The sequence below is a fragment of the Roseomonas sp. KE2513 genome, assembly GCF_016107305.1.
Lineage (GTDB): Bacteria > Pseudomonadota > Alphaproteobacteria > Acetobacterales > Acetobacteraceae > Roseomonas.
In genome coordinates, this window is record NZ_RCVR01000019.1 from 55289 (window position 1) to 75184 (window position 19896).

Annotated in this window: 19 protein-coding genes; 13 read left to right on the forward strand and 6 right to left on the reverse strand. The window is 71.5% G+C overall.

Annotated features, from left to right (window positions below; translation table 11 throughout):
* The first annotated feature begins 4 nt into the window (after nucleotides 1-4).
* The 7 genes from ctaD to D9599_RS18630 all read left to right on the forward strand — a co-directional run bounded on the left by ctaD (nucleotide 5) and on the right by D9599_RS18630 (nucleotide 6771).
* Nucleotides 5-1612, forward strand: a complete 1608-nt coding sequence (gene ctaD / locus D9599_RS18600; RefSeq protein WP_198382785.1) for a cytochrome c oxidase subunit I — start codon at nucleotides 5-7, stop codon at nucleotides 1610-1612.
* 55 nt (nucleotides 1613-1667) lie between these two features.
* The gene (locus D9599_RS18605; protein WP_198382786.1) at nucleotides 1668-2621 is read left to right on the forward strand and encodes a heme o synthase; all 954 of its coding nucleotides are present in this window, start codon (nucleotides 1668-1670) and stop codon (nucleotides 2619-2621) included.
* A 35-nt stretch (nucleotides 2622-2656) separates the two neighbouring features.
* A complete protein-coding gene (locus tag D9599_RS31975; protein ID WP_255531607.1) occupies nucleotides 2657-2791 on the forward strand; it encodes a hypothetical protein in 135 nt (44 codons plus the stop codon).
* Between the two features lie 30 nt (nucleotides 2792-2821).
* Nucleotides 2822-3481: a cytochrome c oxidase assembly protein gene (locus D9599_RS18615; protein ID WP_198382787.1), complete on the forward strand. Its 660-nt coding sequence runs from the start codon at nucleotides 2822-2824 to the stop codon at nucleotides 3479-3481.
* Between the two features lie 171 nt (nucleotides 3482-3652).
* Entirely contained in the window at nucleotides 3653-4519 is an 867-nt protein-coding gene (locus D9599_RS18620) for a cytochrome c oxidase subunit 3 (RefSeq protein ID WP_198382788.1), read from the forward strand.
* Nucleotides 4520-4603: 84 nt separating this feature from the next.
* Nucleotides 4604-5293, forward strand: a complete 690-nt coding sequence (locus D9599_RS18625) for an SURF1 family protein (RefSeq protein ID WP_198382789.1) — start codon at nucleotides 4604-4606, stop codon at nucleotides 5291-5293.
* Nucleotides 5290-6771 carry a carboxypeptidase M32 gene (locus D9599_RS18630; protein ID WP_198382790.1) on the forward strand — a complete coding sequence of 494 codons (1482 nt, stop codon included), beginning with the start codon at nucleotides 5290-5292 and terminating at the stop codon, nucleotides 6769-6771. Before D9599_RS18625 ends, D9599_RS18630 begins: the two co-directional genes overlap by 4 nt.
* On the opposite strand, the gene D9599_RS18635 is transcribed toward D9599_RS18630, so the two are convergent.
* From D9599_RS18635 to D9599_RS18660, 6 genes are all read right to left on the reverse strand, one after another.
* Nucleotides 6768-7601: a DUF2272 domain-containing protein gene (locus D9599_RS18635; protein WP_232480664.1), complete on the reverse strand. Its 834-nt coding sequence runs from the start codon at nucleotides 7599-7601 to the stop codon at nucleotides 6768-6770. The two genes, D9599_RS18630 and D9599_RS18635, sit on opposite strands and share 4 nt — an antisense overlap.
* A 46-nt stretch (nucleotides 7602-7647) precedes the next feature.
* A complete protein-coding gene (mbfA, locus tag D9599_RS18640) occupies nucleotides 7648-8604 on the reverse strand; it encodes an iron exporter MbfA (protein ID WP_198382791.1) in 957 nt (318 codons plus the stop codon).
* A 99-nt stretch (nucleotides 8605-8703) separates the two neighbouring features.
* Nucleotides 8704-9693, reverse strand: coding sequence for a tetraacyldisaccharide 4'-kinase (lpxK, locus tag D9599_RS18645; protein ID WP_198382792.1), 990 nt, complete (start codon nucleotides 9691-9693; stop codon nucleotides 8704-8706).
* A gap of 17 nt (nucleotides 9694-9710) precedes the next feature.
* On the reverse strand, nucleotides 9711-11072 hold the full coding sequence (locus D9599_RS18650; protein ID WP_232480665.1) for a 3-deoxy-D-manno-octulosonic acid transferase: 1362 nt from the start codon (nucleotides 11070-11072) through the stop codon (nucleotides 9711-9713).
* Nucleotides 11069-11902: a lysophospholipid acyltransferase family protein gene (locus tag D9599_RS18655; RefSeq protein WP_198382793.1), complete on the reverse strand. Its 834-nt coding sequence runs from the start codon at nucleotides 11900-11902 to the stop codon at nucleotides 11069-11071. Before D9599_RS18655 ends, D9599_RS18650 begins: the two co-directional genes overlap by 4 nt.
* Before the next feature lie 73 nt (nucleotides 11903-11975).
* Nucleotides 11976-12401 carry a DUF1489 family protein gene (locus D9599_RS18660; RefSeq protein WP_198382794.1) on the reverse strand — a complete coding sequence of 142 codons (426 nt, stop codon included), beginning with the start codon at nucleotides 12399-12401 and terminating at the stop codon, nucleotides 11976-11978.
* A 130-nt stretch (nucleotides 12402-12531) separates the two neighbouring features.
* Between D9599_RS18660 and D9599_RS18665 the strand changes: the two genes are divergently transcribed.
* The 6 genes from D9599_RS18665 (at nucleotide 12532) to D9599_RS18690 (ending at nucleotide 19892) form a co-directional block, all read left to right on the forward strand.
* On the forward strand, nucleotides 12532-14847 hold the full coding sequence (locus D9599_RS18665) for a methyl-accepting chemotaxis protein (protein ID WP_198382795.1): 2316 nt from the start codon (nucleotides 12532-12534) through the stop codon (nucleotides 14845-14847).
* 96 nt (nucleotides 14848-14943) lie between these two features.
* Nucleotides 14944-15951: an aspartate-semialdehyde dehydrogenase gene (locus tag D9599_RS18670; protein WP_198382796.1), complete on the forward strand. Its 1008-nt coding sequence runs from the start codon at nucleotides 14944-14946 to the stop codon at nucleotides 15949-15951.
* 133 nt (nucleotides 15952-16084) lie between these two features.
* On the forward strand, nucleotides 16085-16537 hold the full coding sequence (gene sdhC / locus D9599_RS18675) for a succinate dehydrogenase, cytochrome b556 subunit (RefSeq protein WP_198382797.1): 453 nt from the start codon (nucleotides 16085-16087) through the stop codon (nucleotides 16535-16537).
* A gap of 13 nt (nucleotides 16538-16550) precedes the next feature.
* Nucleotides 16551-16967, forward strand: coding sequence for a succinate dehydrogenase, hydrophobic membrane anchor protein (gene sdhD, locus D9599_RS18680; RefSeq protein WP_198382798.1), 417 nt, complete (start codon nucleotides 16551-16553; stop codon nucleotides 16965-16967).
* A 258-nt stretch (nucleotides 16968-17225) separates the two neighbouring features.
* Complete coding sequence (sdhA, locus tag D9599_RS18685) at nucleotides 17226-19052, forward strand: succinate dehydrogenase flavoprotein subunit (RefSeq protein WP_198382799.1); 1827 nt, start codon at nucleotides 17226-17228, stop codon at nucleotides 19050-19052.
* 57 nt (nucleotides 19053-19109) lie between these two features.
* The gene (locus D9599_RS18690; protein WP_198382800.1) at nucleotides 19110-19892 is read left to right on the forward strand and encodes a succinate dehydrogenase iron-sulfur subunit; all 783 of its coding nucleotides are present in this window, start codon (nucleotides 19110-19112) and stop codon (nucleotides 19890-19892) included.
* Nucleotides 19893-19896 lie beyond the last annotated feature (4 nt).

Sequence of the window (19896 nt, forward strand, 5' to 3'; positions counted from 1 at the left end):
GACCATGGCGCAAGCCGCGCACGACACGGCCCATAGCGGCCACGACGACCATCACGACCACGCCCCGGGATTCGTCTCCCGCTGGCTGTTCTCGACCAATCACAAAGACATCGGCACCCTCTACATCATCTTCTCGGTGGTGGCGGCCTGCGTCGGCGTCACCCTCTCGATCCTGATGCGGATCGAGCTGCAGGAGCCGGGGATGCAGATCTTCTCCGGTGGACAGGCCTGGAACGCCATGGTCTCGGCCCACGGGCTGGTGATGGTGTTCTTCGTCGTCATGCCCGCCCTGATCGGCGGTTTCGGCAACTGGTTCGTGCCGATCATGATCGGCGCGCCGGACATGGCCTTCCCGCGGCTGAACAACATCTCGTTCTGGCTGATCGTGCCGGCCTTCATGCTGCTCGTTAGCTCGATGTTCGTCGGCCAGGGCGCGGGCGCCGGCTGGACGATCTACCCGCCGCTGTCGGACAGCACCTACCAGTCGGGCCCCTCGATGGACATGGCGCTCTTCGCGCTCCACCTCGCGGGTGCCAGCTCGATCCTGGGCGCGGCCAACTTCATCACCACCATCTTCAACATGCGCGCCCCCGGCATGACGCTGCACAAGATGCCGCTCTTCGTCTGGGCGATGCTGGTCACGGCCTTCCTGCTGCTGCTGTCCGTGCCCGTGCTCGGCGGCGCCATCACGATGCTGATCACCGACCGTAACTTCGGCACCGCCTTCTTCCGGCCCGAGGGCGGCGGCGACCCCGTGCTGTTCCAGCACCTCTTCTGGTTCTTCGGCCACCCCGAAGTCTACATTATGATCCTGCCGGCCTTTGGGATCGTGTCCCACATCCTGTCCACCTTCTCCCGCAAGCCGATCTTCGGCTATCTCGGCATGGCCTACGCCATGGTCGCCATCGGCGTGGTGGGCTTCGTGGTCTGGGCGCACCACATGTTCACCTCCGGCATCTCGGTGGACACGCGGGCCTACTTCATGGCGGCCACGATGATCATCGCGGTGCCCACGGGCATCAAGATCTTCTCCTGGATTGCGACCATGTGGGGCGGCTCACTCGATTTCCGCACGCCCATGCTCTACGCCATCGGCTTCGTCTTCCTGTTCACGGTGGGCGGCGTCACGGGCGTGAAGCTGGCCAATGCCGGCGTGACGGTCATCCTGCACAACACCTATTACGTCATCGCGCACTTCCACTACGTGCTGTCGCTGGGCGCCGTCTTCGGCATCTATGCCGGCTTCTATTACTGGATCGGCAAGATGAGCGGCTACCAGTACCCGGAGTTCTGGGGGAAGGTGCAGTTCTGGACGACCTTCATCGGCGTCAACATCACCTTCTTCCCCATGCACTTCCTGGGCGCCCAGGGCATGCCGCGCCGCTACCCGGACTATCCCGACGCTTTTGCGGGCTGGAACCTGGTGGCTTCCATCGGCTCCTATATTTCGGCCGCTTCCTTCCTGCTCTTCATCTGGGTTGTTGTCCTGACCTTCATTCGCAAGGAAAAGGCCGCGGCGAACCCCTGGGGCGAGGGTGCGACGACGCTGGAGTGGCAGGTTTCCTCTCCCCCGCCCTTCCACACCTTCGACGAACTGCCTCGCATTCGGTAACAGGGGCACCTTCCCGGTTGCGGTCCGCCGCGAGGGAACGATATGGAGCGTCACCATGAGTGACCTGATGAGGAGGGGGGCCACGGCCCCCCTCGCCGTTTCCACCGATTGGTCCGAGCTGCGCGACTGGTTCGCGCTGCTCAAGCCGCGCGTGATGACCCTCGTGGTCTTCTCCGGCCTCGTCGGCATGCTTGTCGCGCCCGGGCACATCCATCCCGTGCTCGGCTCCGTCGCCATCCTCTGCATCGCGGTTGGTGCGGGCGCCGCTGGCTGCATCAACATGTGGTACGAGCGCGACATCGACGCGCTGATGCGCCGCACCGCGCGCCGCCCCATGGCCGCCGGCCGGATCGAGCCCGAGGCAGGCCTCGCCTATGGCGTCTTCCTCGCCGGCCTCTCGGTCGTGCTGATGGGCCTCGCGACAAACTGGATGGCCGCCGCCTGGCTGCTCGGCTCCATCCTTTTCTACGTCTTCGTCTATACGATGTGGCTGAAGCGTCGGACCCCGCAGAACATCGTCATCGGCGGCGCGGCCGGAGCCTTCCCGCCGATCATCGGCTGGGTGGCGGTCACCGGGCACCTCGACGTGCTGCCGCTGATCCTCTTCGCCATCGTCTTCGCCTGGACACCCCCGCATTTCTGGTCACTCAGCCTTTGGGCGCATGAGGACTACGCGCGCGCCGGGGTGCCGATGCTGCCGGTGGTGTCGGGCGCGCGGGAGACGCGGCGCCAGATCGTGCTCTACACGGTCGTGCTCGCGCCGCTCGGTCTCCTGCCGACGCTGCTGGGTCTCGCCGGCTGGGTCTACGGCGCCTACGCGATTTCGCTCGGCATCGGCTTCCTCTTCCACGCTTGGCGCGTGATGACGGAGCCGCAGGATGCCACGGGCATCAGCCTTCAGGGCGATGCCGCCGCTCGTAAGGCCTTCCGCTTCTCGCTGCTCCACCTCGCCGGCCTCTTCGGGGCGCTGGCGGTGGACCACTGGCTGCGCGTGGCGGGCCTGCTCTGATGCCCCAGCCCCAACTTCCCGTCGAAGCGCCCTCCATGTCCAAGGAGGAGGAGGCGGAGTTCTACCGCCGCCGCCGCGGGCGCAATATCGGCATGCTCGTGCTGCTGATCGTGCTCGTCGCGATCTTCTTCTTCATCACCATCGCCAAGCTGACCTCCTCCGTCTCTTGAGGCCGGCTCCGGGAGGACCATTTCCGCCCCATGCCCGAAGCGCCCTTCCCGCGATCTGAGCCCACGCCCCCGCCCGCGAACAAGCAGCGGGCACAGGGTAACCGGCGCATCGCCATCGCGGCCTTCGGGACGGTGGTCGGCATGGTCGGCCTCTCCTTCGCCGCTGTCCCGCTCTACGCCGCCTTCTGCAAGGCCACCGGTTACAATGGCACGGTGCAGACCGGCGGCCCGGCCGCGCCGGGTGCCGTCGAACGGCAGGTGACCGTCCGCTTCAACGCCACCACCCATCCCTCGCTGCCCTGGCAGTTCGAGGCGGCACAGAAGGCCATGCCTGTCCATCTCGGTGAATCCGGGCTTGCCTTCTACCGTGCTGCCAACCGGGCGGACCGCCCGGTGGAGGGGGTCGCTACCTACAACGTGACGCCCGAGGTGGTCGGCAAGTATTTCCACAAGACCGCCTGCTTCTGCTTCGACGCCCAGACCCTCCAGCCCGGCCAGTCCGTCGAGATGCCCGTCAGCTTCTGGGTCGATCCCGAGATGGCGAAGGACCCGGAGACCCGGGACATCCGCACCATCACCCTCAGCTACACCTTCTTCCGCACGCTGGCGGACGCGGAGCGCACCGGGGCGCTCGCGAGCGCCGGGCCGCATGTCGGCCGCATGGCCGAGCCCCCGACCGCGACGCGCTGACCGCCCGCGGCGGGCGCGGCCGCGCGCCGAGATTACCGGCCCTGCCCTTGATCCCGGGGGCGGTTTGCGGGATTGATGCAACGCACGCCCGGGGCCCCGGTCCCGCGTTACCCAAAGGGGGCCCAGCCCCAGGCCATCAACGGGCTCGGTCCCGCTTCACCAGGACGCGCTATGGCTCTCGACACCACCACGGCCGGCATGGCGATCGACGCCTCCGAGCCGCCGCCGCCGCACAAGCATCCCTACCACCTGGTGGACCCGTCCCCCTGGCCGCTGCTCTCCGCCTTCTCGGCCGGCGCGCTGCTCTTCGGCATCGTGCTCTGGGCGCATTACAACATCCACTGGATGTTTGGCGTGGGCCTCGTCGGCACCCTGGCCTCCGCCACCCTCTGGTGGCGGGACGTGGTGCGCGAGTCGAAGCAGCCGGGCGTCCATACCCCGATCGTGCGGATCGGCATGCGCTACGGCATGTCGCTCTTCATCGCCTCCGAGGTGATGTTCTTCGTCGCCTTCTTCTGGGCGTACTTCCACTTCGCGCTCTATCCGGAACATGTGGCGGGCGCCGAGACGGCGATCTGGCCGCCGAAGGGCATCCACACCTTCGATCCCTTCGGCCTGCCCTTCCTGAACACGATGATCCTGCTGCTCTCGGGCTGCACCGTCACCTGGGCGCACCACTCCCTCATCGAGGGCGACCGCAAGGGGATGCTCCAGGGCCTGGCGATCACCGTCGTCCTTGGCCTGTTCTTCACCTTCCTGCAGGCGGTGGAGTATTCCGAGGCGCCCTTCGCCTTCTCCGGCGGCGGCATCTATCCCTCCACCTTCTTCCTCGCCACCGGCTTCCACGGCTTCCACGTGATCGTCGGCACGCTGTTCCTGCTCGTCTGCCTCATCCGCGCCTGGGGCGGGGACTTCACGCCGAAGCGTCACTTCGGCTTCGAGGCGGCCGCTTGGTACTGGCACTTCGTGGACGTGGTGTGGCTGTTCCTCTTCATCTGCATCTATCTCTTCGGCGCGGGCGAGATCGCCCAGCACTGAAGCCCCTTACCGCATCAGCGAACCCCGTCCGGCCTGCCGAGCTTTCGGCCTGCCGGGCGGGGTTCGTCGTTTGAAAGACCCGCCATGTCGCCCCGCGCCCGGCGAATCCTCCCGGCCGTCCTCGCCTCCATCCCGGTCCTTGCCATCCTCCTCGGGCTCGGCACCTGGCAGGTGCGGCGCCTCTACTGGAAGACGGATCTGCTGGCGGCGATCGCCCGGGCTGAGGCCGGACCGCCAGTGCCGCTGACCGACACGCCCGAGCCCTTCTCCAAGGTCGAGACCAGCGGGCGCTTCCGCTACGACCTTGAGGCCATTCTCGGCGTGGAGGTGCGCGGGCCCGTCCTCGGCACCCGCCTGGTTACGCCGCTGGAGCGGGAGGGAAGCCCCACCGTGCTCGTGGATCGCGGCTGGGTTCCGCTGGAGCGCCGCGGCGCCGTGATCTCCCGCCCGGACGGGCCGGTCAGCGTCACCGGCTATGTCTCCCCGCCGCAGGACCGCGACTTCTTCGCCGCCACCGACGACACCGCCGGCCGCCGCTTCTACACCGCCGACCCCCGCGCCATCGGCGCGGCCCTCGGCCTGTCCGCGGTGACGCCGGACCTGCTGGTGGCGCTCGCGCCGCCGGGTGCCTCGCCCGATGCCCTGCCTCAGGGCGCCCAGACCCTGCCGCGCCCGCCCAATTCCCATCTCGGCTACGCCATCACCTGGTACGGCCTCGCCGCCTCCCTGGTCGGCGTGCTGGTCGCCTGGTCCCTCCGCAAGGACGAGACATGAACGAGCCCTATGCCCGCCTGAAGGATCGCTTCGCCCGCATCGCGACCATCGGAGAGGCCTCGGCCATGCTCGGCTGGGACGCCTCGGCCATGATGCCGCCCGGCGGCGGCGCGGCGCGCGGGGAGCAGCTCGCGGTCCTCGCCGGCGTCTCCCACGCGATGCTCGTCGCGCCGGAGGTGGCCGGGGACCTCGCCGCTGCCGAGGCCGAGGGCGAGTGGGATGGGGCCAACCTCGCCCTCATGCGCCGCGCCCATCGGCGCGCCACCGCCCTGCCCGCCGATCTCGTCGAGGGCATGGCGCGGGCCAACTCGGCCTGCGAGAAGATCTGGCGCGGCGCCCGCGCGGCTTCCGACTTCGCGGCCGTGCGCCCGGCGCTGGAAACCGTCGTCGCCCTGCAGCGCGAGGCGGCGGCCGCCCTCTCCGCTGCGACCGGCCTCTCGCCTTACGACGCGCTGATGGACGGTTTCCAGCCGGGCATCGGTGCCGCCGACGTGGAGCCGATCTTCGCCGCCTACGAGGCCTTCCTGGCCGAGGCCCTGCCGCGCGCCGAGGCGATCCAGGCCGCCCGCCCCGCACCGGTCCACCCGCAGGGGCCCTTTCCGACGGAGGTGCAGCGCGCCCTCGGCCGCCGCCTCTCGGAGCGTGTCGGACTCGACTACGACCACGCCCGGCTGGACGAGAGCCTGCACCCTTTCTGCGGCGGCACGCCGACGGATGTCCGCATCACCACCCGCTACGTGCCCGAGAGCTTCGAGCAGGCGATGCTTGGTATCCTCCACGAGACCGGCCACGCCCTCTACGAGCGGGGGTTGCCGGGGGCCTGGTCTCGCCAGCCGGTAGGCGAGGCCGCCGGCATGGCCGCCCACGAATCCCAGAGCCTCATCATCGAGATGCAGGCCAGCCGCTCCGACGCCTTCCTCTCCTGGCTCGGCCCCGAGTTGCACGGGACCTTTGGCGGCGATCCCACCCCTTACGCCCCGGAGAACCTCGCCCGCCTCTGGCGCCGGGTGGAGCGCGGCTTCATCCGCACCGAGGCGGACGAGCTGACCTACCCCGCCCACGTCATCCTCCGCTTCCGGCTGGAGCGGGCGCTGATCGGCGGCGAGCTGGCCGTGGCCGACATCCCCGGCGCCTGGGCGGAGGGGATGGGCCGCCTGCTCGGCATCACCCCGCCCGACGACCGCCGCGGCTGCCTGCAGGACATCCACTGGCACGACGGCGCCTTCGGCTACTTCCCCTCCTACACGCTCGGCGCCATGGCCGCGGCCCAGCTGATGGCGGCGGCGCGGGCGGCGGTGCCGGGGGTGGACGAGGCCCTCTCCCGCGGCGACTTCGCCCCGCTGCTCGGCTGGCTGCGTGCCCATGTCCACGGCCAGGGTTCGCGCCTCGGTTTTCAGGACCTGATGCGCGCAGCAACCGGCCGCCCGCTGGAGGCGGACGCCTTCATGGCGCACCTGCGCGGGCGCTACCTCACCTAGCGCCGATTCTCGAAGACGACGAAGAAGGGCGGCCGGTCGGGCGGCGCCTGCATCAAGTGCCCCTCCGTATCGGCCGGTAGCCGGCGGCGGAGCACCACGTCGAGCACGTTGCCGCCAATGAGGTCCACCGAGCCACCGCCCGCCCGCACGACGATGTCGCAGTGCATGGGCCGGAAGCGGCCGCTCTCGCTCAGCCTCGCCGTCCAATCGGCCAGTGGTTCCGCCGACCGGTCGGCGCAGACGAGGTCTCCCGGGCGCGGCGCACGTTCCGCGAGGCCTCGCGGCAGGAAGGCCGCGCCTTCGGGATCCGCGAGCGCCATCGCGATCAGCCGATCCACATAGAGTGCGTGGCTGGCCGAGGGGTCGAACTCCGCCCGCGGCACCCCCGCCGAGGCCATGGCGTGGCTGACGAAGGCCGCCGACCAGGCCGGCGTGTTGTAGGAGGAGATGGCGACATTCGCCGGCACCACCTCGAAGGGCAGGCCTGACACGGGGTCGAGCGAGGCCGAGGCCGCCACCGGCGCGTTGATGGTGTCGCGGAAGTGCTGGTGGCCCGCGATCACCTCCGGCCCCTCCGGCGTCGCGGCCCAGTAGGTCATCAGCCGGTCGAAGAGCGCGGGCGTCGCGTCCGGCGTACGGTCGAGCGCGACGGGCCAGCCCTCCACCGCGATCGAGCCCCAGTTCCGCCACTCGCCCTCGGCCGCGGCGACGAGCCGGGCGGCGCCCGCTCCGCCGGGGCGCGGCCGCTCTGCCGGAGTGCCGCCGGCGGGCGGCGGCGGCGCCGTCGTGCAGGCGGCGAGCAGGACGGCCAGGAGCGGCAGGAGGCGCATGGTCCCTTATCGCGCCGCAACGGTTTTCGTTGCGGCGCAGCAGGATTCACCCGCTGCCGATGAGGATGCCCGCGAGCAGCACCAGCACGCCGCCCAGCACGATTTGCACCAGCGCGGCGCCGAAGGGGGTTTCCATGTAGCGCCAGCGCACCCAGGCGATGACGATCAGCTCCAGCACCACGATCACGGCGGCCACCGCCGTCGCCGTCCAGAAGTCGGGGATGAGGTAGGGCAGGGTATGGCCGAGTCCGCCGATCGCCGTCGCCACGCCGCAGGCGAGGCCCCTGATCCAGGGCCGGCCCCGCCCGGTGATCGCCCCGTCATCCGACATGGCTTCGGTCAGCCCCATCGAAATCCCCGCGCCGACCGAGGCCGCGAGGCCGACGAGGAAGGTCTCGTGCGGCGAGTGGGTGGCGAAGGCCGCGGCGAAGATGGGCGCGAGGGTGGAGACAGACCCATCGATCAGCCCGGCCAGCGCCGGCTGCACCACCTGGAGCACGAGCAGCCGCCGCGCGGTCGCGTCCTCCCCGGCGACGGCGGCTTCCGTCAGGTGCGTCTCGGTCAGCCGCTCGGCCACGCCCTCGTGCTTCTTCTCGATGAGGGCGAGATCGCCCAGCAGCCGCCGCACCTCAGTGTCCCGCGCGCGCTCCGCCGCCCGCGAATAGAACTCGCCGGCCTCCAGCTCCATCACCGCGGCTTGGCGCCGCACCACCTCGATCCGCAACTCCTCGGCCAGCCAGACGGGGTTGCGGCGAAGAAAGCCGCGCACGTCCTGGCGGGTGATCAACGGCAATTCCTTGCCGAACTTCTGCTCATAGAGGGCGAGCAACTGGTTGCGGTGCCCGCCCTCCTCCTCAGCCATGCCGTCGAAGACGGCGGCGGTGGCGGGGAAGTCGGCCCGGAGCCGCATGGCGAAGGTCGCGTAGATGCGCGAGTCCTCCTCCTCGTTGGCGATGGCCAGCGCGAGGGTCTCGGCCTCGGACAGATCTTCGAAACGCTTCATGGCCCCTTCGTAAACCGTGCGGCCCTGAAGCGAAAGTAGAGAGAAAACATGCGGTTAGACGCAATCGGGAAGCATTCTCGATTGCGCCTTCCCCAACCCTCAGGCCGGGATCGGCACCCGTGCCACCAGCGGGTCCAGCATCGCCTCCAGCCGCGCCGGCTCGTCCCAGGCCAGCGTCACCGTCACCACCGTCACCCGCGCGCGGAAGGCGGGGGGGATGCGCACGAAGTCCTTCTTCGTCGTCACGGGGATCGCCCGCAGCCGGTCTGCCTCGGCCAGCAACTCCCGCATGTCCCCGGCATCGTAGGGATAGTGGTCGGCATAGGCCGCGCGGCCAGCGATGATCGCCCGTGCCTCCGAGAGCGTGGTGAAGAACTTCCGGGGGTTGGCGATGCCGCAGAAGGCAAAGACCGCCTGGCCCGCGAGCTGCGCGGCCTCCGGCCCGGGCACCGTGCGCGCCCGCAGCACCGGCAGGGCGTAGGGCAGCCGGGCCAGGGCGCCGTGCTCGTCCGCCCCCATCAGCACCGCCGCCTGGGCGCGCGCGACCGCGGCTTCGACCGGCTCGCGCAGCGGGCCCGCCGGGATCACCCGCCCGTTGCCGAAGCCGTAGGAGCCGTCGATCGTGAGAAAGGAGAGATCCTTCTCCAGCGTCGGGTTCTGCAGCCCATCATCCATCACCAGGGCCTGCGCGCCGGCCTCCACCGCCGCGCGGGCGCCGGCGGCGCGGTCGGCCGCCACCCAGGTCGGCCGCTCGGCCGCCAGAAGCAGGGCCTCGTCGCCCACCGCCTCGCTGTCGTGCCGGCCGGGCTCCACCCGCAGGGGGCCGCGCAGCGTGCCGCCGTAGCCGCGGGTGAGGAAGTGCACCGCCACCCCGCGGTTCGCCAGCCGCATGCCGATATCGAGGGCGAGGCTTGTCTTGCCCGCACCGCCGGCGGTCGCGTTGCCGCAGCAGATGACGGGCACCGGGGCGCGCCAGCCGGGCTTGGCCACGCGGCGGGCCGTCGCCGCGGCGTAGAGTGCCGAGAGGGGGGAGAGGAGGAAGGGCGCGATCCCGCTGCCATCCCCGGTCCAGAAATCGGGGGCACGCATGGTGCCGTCGGGCGTCCTTATCCTGTGGAACCTGTGGCTTCCCGCACCGGATCCCCCTGCGGGTCGGGTTCGGGCAGCAGGGCCTCGATCGCGGCGGCCATCCGCTCGGGCAGCGCCCCGGCATCCGCCGCGATCCGGGCGGCGGCCGAGGTCATGGACCGGGCCCGGTCGGCATCCGTTAGCACGGCCGCCGCCGCCTCGGCCAGCACGGCGGCATCGGCCACCCGCAGGGCCGCGCCGGCGCCCACCATGCGCTCGGCGATGGCCGCGAAGTTCTCTGTATGCGGGCCGAGCAGCACCGGGCAGCCCAGCCGTGCCGCCTCCAACGGGTTCTGCCCCCCGTGCGGCACCAGCGAGCCACCGATCAGCGCCGCGCCCGCGAGGCGATAGAGCAGGCCCAGCTCCCCGATTGTGTCGGCGACGTAGAGCTCCGTGGCCGTGCCCGGCAGGGCGCCCGCGGAGCGCAGCGCGACCGCCTCCGCCCCGGTGGAGGGCGCCAGCTCGCGCGCCAGGGCCGGCCCGCGCTCCGGGTGTCGCGGGGCGAGGATCGTCAGCAGCCCCGGAAGGCGCGTACGCAGTTCGGCATGCGCCGCCGCCACCTGCGCCTCCTCTCCCGGATGGGTGCTCGCGGCCAGCAGCACCGGCCGCCCGCCGATGGCCGAACGCAACGCCGCGAGCGCCGGGCCGGGGGCGGGCAGGGGGCGGGCGGCGAATTTCAGGTTGCCCCAGGGCTGCGCCTCCGCCGCCCCCAGCACCCGCAGCCGTGCCGCATCCGCCTCGCTCTGGGCGATCACCAGCCGGAAGGCGCCGAAGAGCCGCCGCGCCACCGCGGGCAGCCGCCCCCAGCCGCGCGCCGAGCCCGCCGAGAGCCGCGCGTTCACCAGCGCCATCGGCACGCCGCGCGCCTCGGCCGCGAGAATGAGGTTCGGCCAGATCTCGCTCTCGATCAGCACCGCGGCGTCGGGCCGCCAGCCATCCAGGAAGCGGGCGACATAGGCGGGCACGTCGAGCGGCACGAAGCGGTGCCGCAGCCGTGGGCGCAGCGCCGCCGGCAGCCGCGCCTCCAGCAGCCGGGCCGCGGTCAGCGTGCCGGTGGTCAGCAGGAAGTGCAGGTCCGGCCGCGCCTCGGCCAGGGCTTCCAGCAAGGGAAGGGCGGACTGGCTCTCGCCGACGCTCGCCCCGTGCAGCCAGAGCAGCGGCCCCGCCGGGCGGTCCGCGCCCTCGCCGCGCCGCTCGGGCAGGCGTGCCGCATCCTCCTTGCCCCGCCGGGCGCGATGGCCGAGCCAGAGCGGCAGGACCGCGGCGCCGAGGCGGGTCGCGCCGCGCCAGGCGGCCAACGGCAGGGCGGCGCGCCAGCCGCCGTCGGAGAGGTCGCTCAAGCCGGCCGCGCCTCGTTCGGCAGGAGAGCGGCCCCGGCCGGAAGGGACGCCGCGAGCACGGGCGGCGCCCGGCCGGCGAGCGCCCGCGCCGCCGCCAGGGCGGCCTCCGCGCCGGTGCCGCGGCGGACGGCCTCGGCCCAGGCATCGGCCGCGTCGCAGGCCTCGGTCAGCAGGGTCTCCACCGCGGCGCGCCCGGCCTCGGCGGCCTCGGGCGGCACGGTGAAGGGTGGCAGCAGCACCATCAGCCCGCGCGCGAAGGGCAGGGGGATCACCCCCTTGTCCCAGGAGCGCAGGCGGATGCAGCGCGTGGTCGCGGCGCCATAGGTGAAGACCGGCGCGCCGGAGAGGGCGGCGAGCTGCCCCACCCCCGTCGCCGCCACGCGCCGCGGCCCACGCGGCCCGTCCGGCGTGATCGCGACCACGCCCCGCCCGCGCAGCACCCGCAGCATCGTCCGCAGCGCCGCACTGCCGCCCTTGGAGGAGCCGCCCTTGTCGCTGGAGCCGTGGATCGTCTCGAGCCCGAAGCGCGCGACGACGCCGCCGATGAAGACGCCGTCCCGGTGGCGGGAAACGAGGACCTGCGGGTGCTTGGGCGCCAGCGCCGGGATGCGACCGCGCATGGTCACCCAGAGGCCGGGGCCGAGGGTGATCCGCTCGTGCCAGAAGGCGAGGATGACCGGCCCCTCTGCCAGCCCACCCCGCAGCGCCTCGGTCGCGGCATCGGCGGCCAGCGTCCAGCGCGTCGTGCGGAAGGCGAAGGCGACGTAGAGCCCCAGCAGCCGGGCGGCCAGGGAGAGGAAGCGCGGATGGCGCGTCAGCCGTTTGAGCATGAGGTACGGGCCATGGCGAGGCGCGCCCCTAGCACGCGGCCGCGCGGACGTCACGCCGGGGCGAAGGCGGGCCCTAGAGCAGCCCGAGATCGAGCAGGGCGCGGCGCAGCTTCGGCGGCAGGTCCTCGATTCCCTCTGTCCCCACCTCGCCAACCGCGAGGTCGGGCGGGGCCGCCGCGGCCTCAAGGTAGCGCCAGCCCTGGAAGGGCTTCATCGGGCGCGGATGCACCTCCACCAGCCCGGGCTCCAGCACGAGCGCTGTGGCGGCGGTGCCGTCCGCCCGCTGAACCGGCTCGATCGCGACAATCCGTTGCCGAACCCGCAGCACGCCCGCCACCACCCAGTAGATGGAACCGCCCTTGAGGATTTCGGGCGCGCGCTTCGGCGTCATGCGGGTGACGTGGCGCAGGCCCTCCGGGCCCCCGGCGCGCGCGGCCTGGCCGCGGCGCATCGCCTCCACGTCCTTCGGCCCCACGGCCAGCTTGATGAGGTGCAGCACGCCCCGCGATCTGCGCCATCGGGGCCCTCACTGCAAGCGCGCCGCGTTCCGCCCGACAGGGCTCATTATCCCTGGATTAGGGATTCGGGCGTGAAATGGCGGCAATCCACAGCGGAGCCGTTTGCGGAACATGCGCGCTTTCCAGAACCTATCCGTCGCCCGAAAGCTCGGCGCGACGGCGGGCCTCGCCCTTCTCCTTCTTTCCGGGCTGGTCGGGATCGTTTGGACCGAGCTGCGGGAGATGAACGACCAGCAGGTCGGCATGACCACCGCCTCCAACGTCGTCTCCCTCGTGGAGCAGGCGGGGGCGAGCGCGGGCCGGGCTCCGGTCGCGGAGTCCGACCTCAGCACCGCCCAGAGCCTCCCCGCGGCGCAGAAGGCCGCGGAGGAGGGGCAGGCCGCCCTGGCCGCCGCCGCCGAGCTGGCCGAGAAGGCCGCCGCCCTGACCGCCCTGCCCGCGGCGCGGGATGCCGCCCGGGCCGCCATCCCGCCCATCCAAGCCTATGGCGCCGCCATCTCGCGCATGCTGGCGGCCCGCACCCGCATGATCGAGGCGCGCGACGAGCGGCTCTACCGGGTGAACGGCGAGTTCGACCAGGGCATGGAGGCCGTGCTCGGCGCCCTCGAGTTCGAGGTGCCGGACCGCAGCCAGATGGACGAGATCCGCGCCCGCGTGATCACCTTCAGCAACGGCGTGAACGAGGCGCGGCTGGCTGTGCAGCGCTACCTCGTGACCGGCGAGGACGCGCAGGCCCGGCGCACCCGGCGGGCGCTGGCGCAGCAGCGCGTGCACCTGCGCGGCGTGCAGTCCTTCTCCCTCTCCCCCCGCCTGAAGGAGGACGTGGAACGCATCGCAGCCCTGGCCACCAACCTGTCCGAGGCCTCCGAGACCATCCTCCAGACCGTCGCCGACCTCGCGAAGATCCGTAAGGAGGAGGCCGAGCCCGCGAGCAAGGCCGCCCGCGAGGCGCTGGCGGAGGCGAGTCGCCTCCTGCACGAGGACCAGGTCGAGCGCCGCGCCCTCATGGAAGGCGCGATGGGCAGTGTGGAGAGCTTCACCCTCCTGATCGGCGGCACCGTGGCGCTGATCCTGCTGATCTCCTCCTGGGCCAGCGCGCGGGCGATCGGCGCGCCCCTGCGCCGGGCCGCGGTGCGGGTGCGGGCCATCGCCTCGGGCGACACCTCGCCCCCGACACCGGCCGAGATCACCGACGGCACCCGGCGCGACGAGACCGGCCGCATCACCGCCGCCCTCGAGGAACTGCGCGGCACGGTCGGCCGCGCCTTCGGCCAGGCTCAGATGATCGAGCAGATGCCACTCGGCCTGATGGCCGCCGATCCCTCGCTCCACGTCACTCATGTGAACGCCGAGATGGGCGCGGTGCTCGCCCGCCTCGGGATCGAGGGGCCGGTGCTCGGCCAGTCGATCGACGCCCTGCCGATCAGGGGCCTGGCCGAGCTTCGCGCCGTGCTGACCGACCCCGCGGCGCTGCCGCACCGCGCCCGGCTGCGCGCCGGCTCGGAGGTGGTGGACCTGCAGGCCTCCGCCATCCGCGACGGCCGCGGTGCCTATGCCGGCCCGATGCTGACCTGGCGCCTGGCGACCGAGGAGGCCCGTCTGGCCGACACCTTCGAGGCCGAGGTGGGCGCCGTGGTGGAGAGTCTGGCGGGCGAGGTCGAGTCGCTCCGCCGCGCCGCCGGCGGCGTGCACGAGACCGCCGGCCGCTCCGGCCGGGAGGCCGCCGAGGTGGCCGAGGTGGCTGCCCGCGCCAGCGGCGAGGTGGGGGCCGTCGCCGCCGCCGCCGAGGAGATGGCCGCCTCCATCACCGAGATCACCCGCCGGGTGGCCGAGGCCGCGGAGGTCGCCGCCCAGGCGGTGTCCGAGGCGCGGGCGACCGACGGCACGGTGCGCGGCCTGTCCGACAGCGCGGCCCGGATCGGGGACGTGGTGCGGCTGATCGGCGACATCGCGGGGCAGACGAATCTGCTGGCGCTGAACGCCACGATCGAGGCCGCGCGCGCCGGTGAAGCGGGCCGCGGCTTCGCGGTGGTGGCGAGCGAGGTGAAGACCCTGGCCGCCCAGACCGCCAAGGCGACCGAGGAAATCTCTACCCAGATCCAGCAGATGCAGGCGGCGACGGCCGGCGCGGTCGAGGCCATCCGCGGCATCGGCGCGACGGTGGAGCGCACCAGCGGCATCGCGACCGCGATCGCCGCCGCGGTGGAGGAGCAGGGCGCGACCACCCGCGAGATCGCCCGCAGCGCCACCGAGGTGGCCGGGGGGACGGATCGGGTGAACCATGCCATCGCCGGGGTTCGCGCCGCTGCCGAGGAGACGGGGAGCGCGGCCGGGGCCATGCTGACCGCGACCGAAACCCTGGCCAGCCAGACCGCCATCCTGCGCGAGAAGTCCGAGGGCTTCCTCCGGGGGGTGCGCGCGGCCTGAGAAGGGTGGCCGGTCCTCCCCCGCTTGCGCGCGGGGGAGGATCGGGCCATCTGCGGCCCGCCGTTCCCGGCAAGGGTGCCGGCGGAGGGTTTCTGGATGAGTTATCGGATCGCCGTGGCCGCGGCCCCCGGGCAGATGGGGCGCGAGATCGTCAAGACATTGGCGGAGCGGGACTTTCCCACCGCCTCCTTCGCCGCCCTGGCCTCGGGCCGCGCCGTCGGCGGCGCCATGTCGCACGGCGATCGGAACCTGGTGGTGGAGGCGGTCGAGCGCCACGACTGGGCGGGGACCGACCTTCTCTTCATGGCTCCCGGCACGCCCGCGCCGGTGCTGCTGGCCCGCCGGGCCGTGGCGGCCGGCTGCACCGTGATCGACGCGACCGGCATGAGCGACCCTGACGCCCCCGTGGTGGTACCCGAGGTGAATCCCGGCGCGCTGGCCGGGAACCCGCGGATTGTCGCCAACCCTGTCGCCGGCGCCATCCTGATGGCGATGGCTCTCCATCCCCTGCAGGCGCTGGGCGGCCTCCTCCGGGTGGTCGCGACCTCGCTCCAGCCTGTCTCGGGCGCTGGGCGGGACGCCATGGACGAGCTGTTCAGCCAGACCCGCGGCGTCTTCGTGAACGACACGGCAAGCCCCGAGCAGTTCACCAAGCCGATTGCCTTCAACCTCATCCCCCATATCGGCGCCTTCGGCGAGGACGGCCGGACGGAGGAGGAGGAGGCCATCGCCGAGGACCTGCCGCGCCTGCTGGGCGGCGAGTTCCCTGTCACCGCCACCTGCGTGCGCGTGCCGGTCTTCATCGGCCAGTCCGTCGCGGTCCAGGCGGTGTTCGACCGGCCGATCGACGAGGCCGAGGCGCGGGAGGCCATTCGCGGCGCCCCCGGCCTTACCCTGCTCGACCGGCGGGATGACGGCGGCTACGTCACCCCGCTTGAGACGGTGGGGGAGGACCCTGTCTTCGTCTCGCGACTCCGGGCGGACCGGGCCGTGCCGAACGCCCTCGCGCTCTGGTGCGCGGCGGATAACATGCGCAAGGGTGGGGCGCTGAACGCTGTGCAGATCGCCGAGGAACTGCACCGCCGGGGCGCGCTCGGCCGCTGAAGCAGCCGCTACTTGCGACCTGTTCGCAATGCCTTGATTCCGTGCGATTGACGCTTCGCCGTGCCGCACCATAAAAGCGGCGGCCGGTTGCCGAACTGTCACAGGCCCGGCCGCAACCCACGCAGGACGGCGCATGGCAGAGAATCACCACGACGCGCGCGAGGCCACCATGGTGGGCCGCCGCACGGACGGCACCCTCGTCCGCCGGCCGCTTTCCCCGCATCTGCAGGTCTACGACATGCTGCAGATGACCAGCGCCACCTCGATCATGCACCGGATCACCGGCAGCGCCTGGTCGGTGGGCCTGGTCTTCTTCGTGTGGTGGATCGTGGCTCTGGCCTCGGGCCCCTCCGCCTATGCCAACGTGCAGTGGTTCATGGGCAGCTTCATCGGCGTGATCCTGCTCTTCGGTCTCACCGCGGCGATCTGGTACCACACGCTGGCCGGCGTCCGGCACCTCTACTGGGATGCCGGCTACGGCTACGACATCCCCACCACCTATCGTACCGGCTGGGCCGTGATCATCGGCACCGGGGTGCTGACCGTGCTGACCTGGATCGTCGCCGCGATCGCCTGGGCGTCGTGAGAGGGCCTGACCGATGAGCGAGAACTACCCCTCCACCACCGCCCACCAGACCCGCCTGCAGACGCCGCTCGGCCGCGTGCGCCAGAACGGCTCCGCCAAGAGCGGGACGCATCACTGGTGGATGCAGCGCGTCACCTCCATCGCGCTGCTGCCGCTGATGCTCTGGTTCATCATCGGCATCGCCTCCCATGCCGGCGCTCCTTACGAGGAGATCGCGCGCTGGGTTGGACGGCCGTTCAACGCCGTGCTCATGCTGCTGCTGATCGGCATCGGCTTCTATCACACCGCTGGCGGCCTGCAGGTGGTGATCGAGGACTACATCCGCCCCGAGCGCAGCGCGATGGTGGCGGGCCTGCTCATCCGCGGCGCTTGCTGGGTCTTCGGCCTGCTCTGCGCCCTCTCGGTGCTGCGGCTGGCGGTGGCCGGCTGATGCGCCCCGCGCGGTGCCGGCCTGCCCCTCCGGGCACTCCCCACCGCGCGATGGCACCCTATATCGGTGATGAAGCCGGGCAGCCCACCGCCCGGCCCCGCCCCCGGCGGCGCCTTGTGGCCCTTGCCCCGTGGCGAGCGGCCTGGCCTGCCCTCGGGCAAGACAGAACCCGCGCCCAAGACGGCGCAGCGAACCGCGCCCGTAACGGCGCCATGAACCCCGCGCCGGCGACGGCGCCATGACCCACGAGAGCCAGCGATGAACGCCATCAGCCAGCCGCCCCGCCCTGGGATCAACGGGGCAGCCTATCGCATCGTGGACCACACCTATGACGTGGTGGTGGTCGGCGCCGGCGGCGCGGGCCTGCGCGCCACCTTCGGGATGGGCGAGGCCGGCCTCAAGACCGCCTGCATCACGAAGGTCTTCCCCACCCGCTCCCACACCGTGGCCGCCCAGGGCGGCGTCGGCGCGGCCCTTGGCAACATGGGCGAGGACGACTGGCGCTGGCACATGTACGACACCGTGAAGGGGTCGGACTGGCTCGGCGACCAGGACGCCATCGAGTACATGTGCCGCGAGGCCATCCCGGCGATCATCGAGCTCGAGCACTACGGCGTGCCCTTCTCCCGCACGGAGGATGGCAAGATCTACCAGCGGCCCTTCGGCGGCCACATGCAGGACTACGGCAAGACGCCGGCCATGCGCGCCTGCGCCGCCGCCGACCGCACCGGCCACGCGATCCTGCACACGCTCTACCAGCAGTCGCTGAAGCACAACTGCGAGTTCTTCGTGGAGTACTTCGCCCTCGACCTCATCATGGACGAGGAGGGCGCCTGCCGCGGCGTCATGGCCTGGTGCCTCGAGGACGGCTCCATCCACCGCTTCCGCGCCCAGACGGTCGTGATGGCGACCGGCGGCTATGGCCGCGCCTACTTCTCCTGCACCTCCGCCCATACCTGCACGGGCGATGGCGGCGGCATGGTGCTGCGCGCCGGCCTGCCGCTGCAGGACAACGAGTTCGTGCAGTTCCACCCGACGGGCATCTATGGCTCCGGCTGCCTCGTGACGGAGGGTGCGCGTGGCGAGGGCGGCTACCTCACGAACTCCGAAGGCGAGCGCTTCATGGAGCGCTACGCGCCGACCGCGAAGGACCTCGCCTCCCGCGACGTCGTTTCCCGCGCGATGTCGATGGAGATCCGCGAGGGCCGTGGCGTCGGTCCGCAGAAGGATCACATCCACCTGCATCTCGAGCACCTCGGCGCCGAGCTGCTGCACGAGCGCCTGCCCGGCATCTCCGAGACGGCGAAGATCTTCGCCGGCGTGGACGTGACGAAGGAGCCGATCCCGATGCTCCCGACCGTCCACTACAACATGGGCGGCATCCCCACGAACATCCACTGCGAGGTGCTGCGCCCGACCGCGACCGATCAGGACGCGGTGGTGCCCGGCCTGATGGCAGTGGGCGAGGCGGCCTGCGTCTCTGTGCACGGCGCGAACCGCCTCGGCACCAACTCGCTGCTCGATCTCGTCGTCTTCGGCCGTGCCGCCGCTCACCGCGCGAAGGAGACCATCCGCTCCAGCGTCGCCCAGGCGCCGCTTCCCGCCGGCGCCGGCGAAAACGCGCTGGCCCGCCTTGACCGCGTTCGCCACGCTAACGGCGGCACGCCGGTGGCCGAGCTGCGCGGGCGCATGCAGCGCACGATGCAGGAGCACGCCGCCGTCTTCCGCACCTCCGAGCTGCTGAAGGAGGGCGTGGAGAAGATGGAAAAGGTGGCGCAGGGCTACAGCGACATCCGCATCGCCGACCGCAGCCTCATCTGGAACAGCGACCTCGTCGAGGCGATGGAGCTGGACAACCTCATCGGCAACGCGCTGACGACGGTGGCCGGCGCCGAGGCCCGGCATGAGTCCCGCGGCGCCCACGCGCACGAGGACTACCCCGAGCGCGACGACCAGAACTGGATGAAGCACACGCTGGCCTGGGTGAACGACCAGTACAAGGTGCGGCTCGACTACCGCGACGTGAAGATGCGGACCCTCACGAACGAGGTCCAGGTCTTCCCGCCCAAGGCCCGCGTCTACTAGGGCATGGATCACCACGCCCCAGCCCCCTTGATCGCGCTCTAGGAAGCCCCGGAACCCATGGCGACCTTCACCCTCCCGAAGAACAGCACGATCGGCACCGGCAAGACCTATAAGGCCGAGGCCGGCGCCACCAACGTGCGCTCCTTCAAGATCTACCGCTGGGACCCGGACACGGGGGAGAATCCGCGGATGGACACCTACGAGATCGATCTCGACAAGTGCGGCCCGATGGTCTTGGACGCGCTGATCAAGATCAAGAACGAGGTGGACACGACGCTCACCTTCCGGCGCTCCTGCCGCGAGGGCATCTGCGGCTCCTGCTCGATGAACATCGACGGGCTGAACACCCTCGCCTGCCTCAAGCCGATCGAGGACGTGCACGGCGAGGTGCGGATCAACCCGCTGCCGCACATGCCCGTGGTGAAGGACCTCGTGCCGGATCTCGGCCAGATCTATGCCCAGCTCACCTCCATCCAGCCCTGGCTGAAGGCCGACACCGCGCCGCCGCCGGACAGCGAGCGCCTGCAGTCCAAGGAGGAGCGCGCCAAGCTCGACGGGTTGTGGGAGTGCATCCTCTGCTTCTGCTGCACGACCTCCTGCCCCTCCTACTGGTGGAACGGCGATCGTTATCTCGGCCCGGCCGTGCTCCTCCAGGCCTATCGCTGGATCGCCGACAGCCGCGACGAGTACACGGGCGAGCGTCTGGACCAGCTCCAGGACCCGTTCCGCCTCTACCGCTGCCATACGATCATGAACTGCGCCCGGACTTGCCCGAAGGGGCTGAACCCGGCGGAGGCGATCGGCCACATCAAGACCCTGCTGGTCGAGCGCGATCGCTGATCGG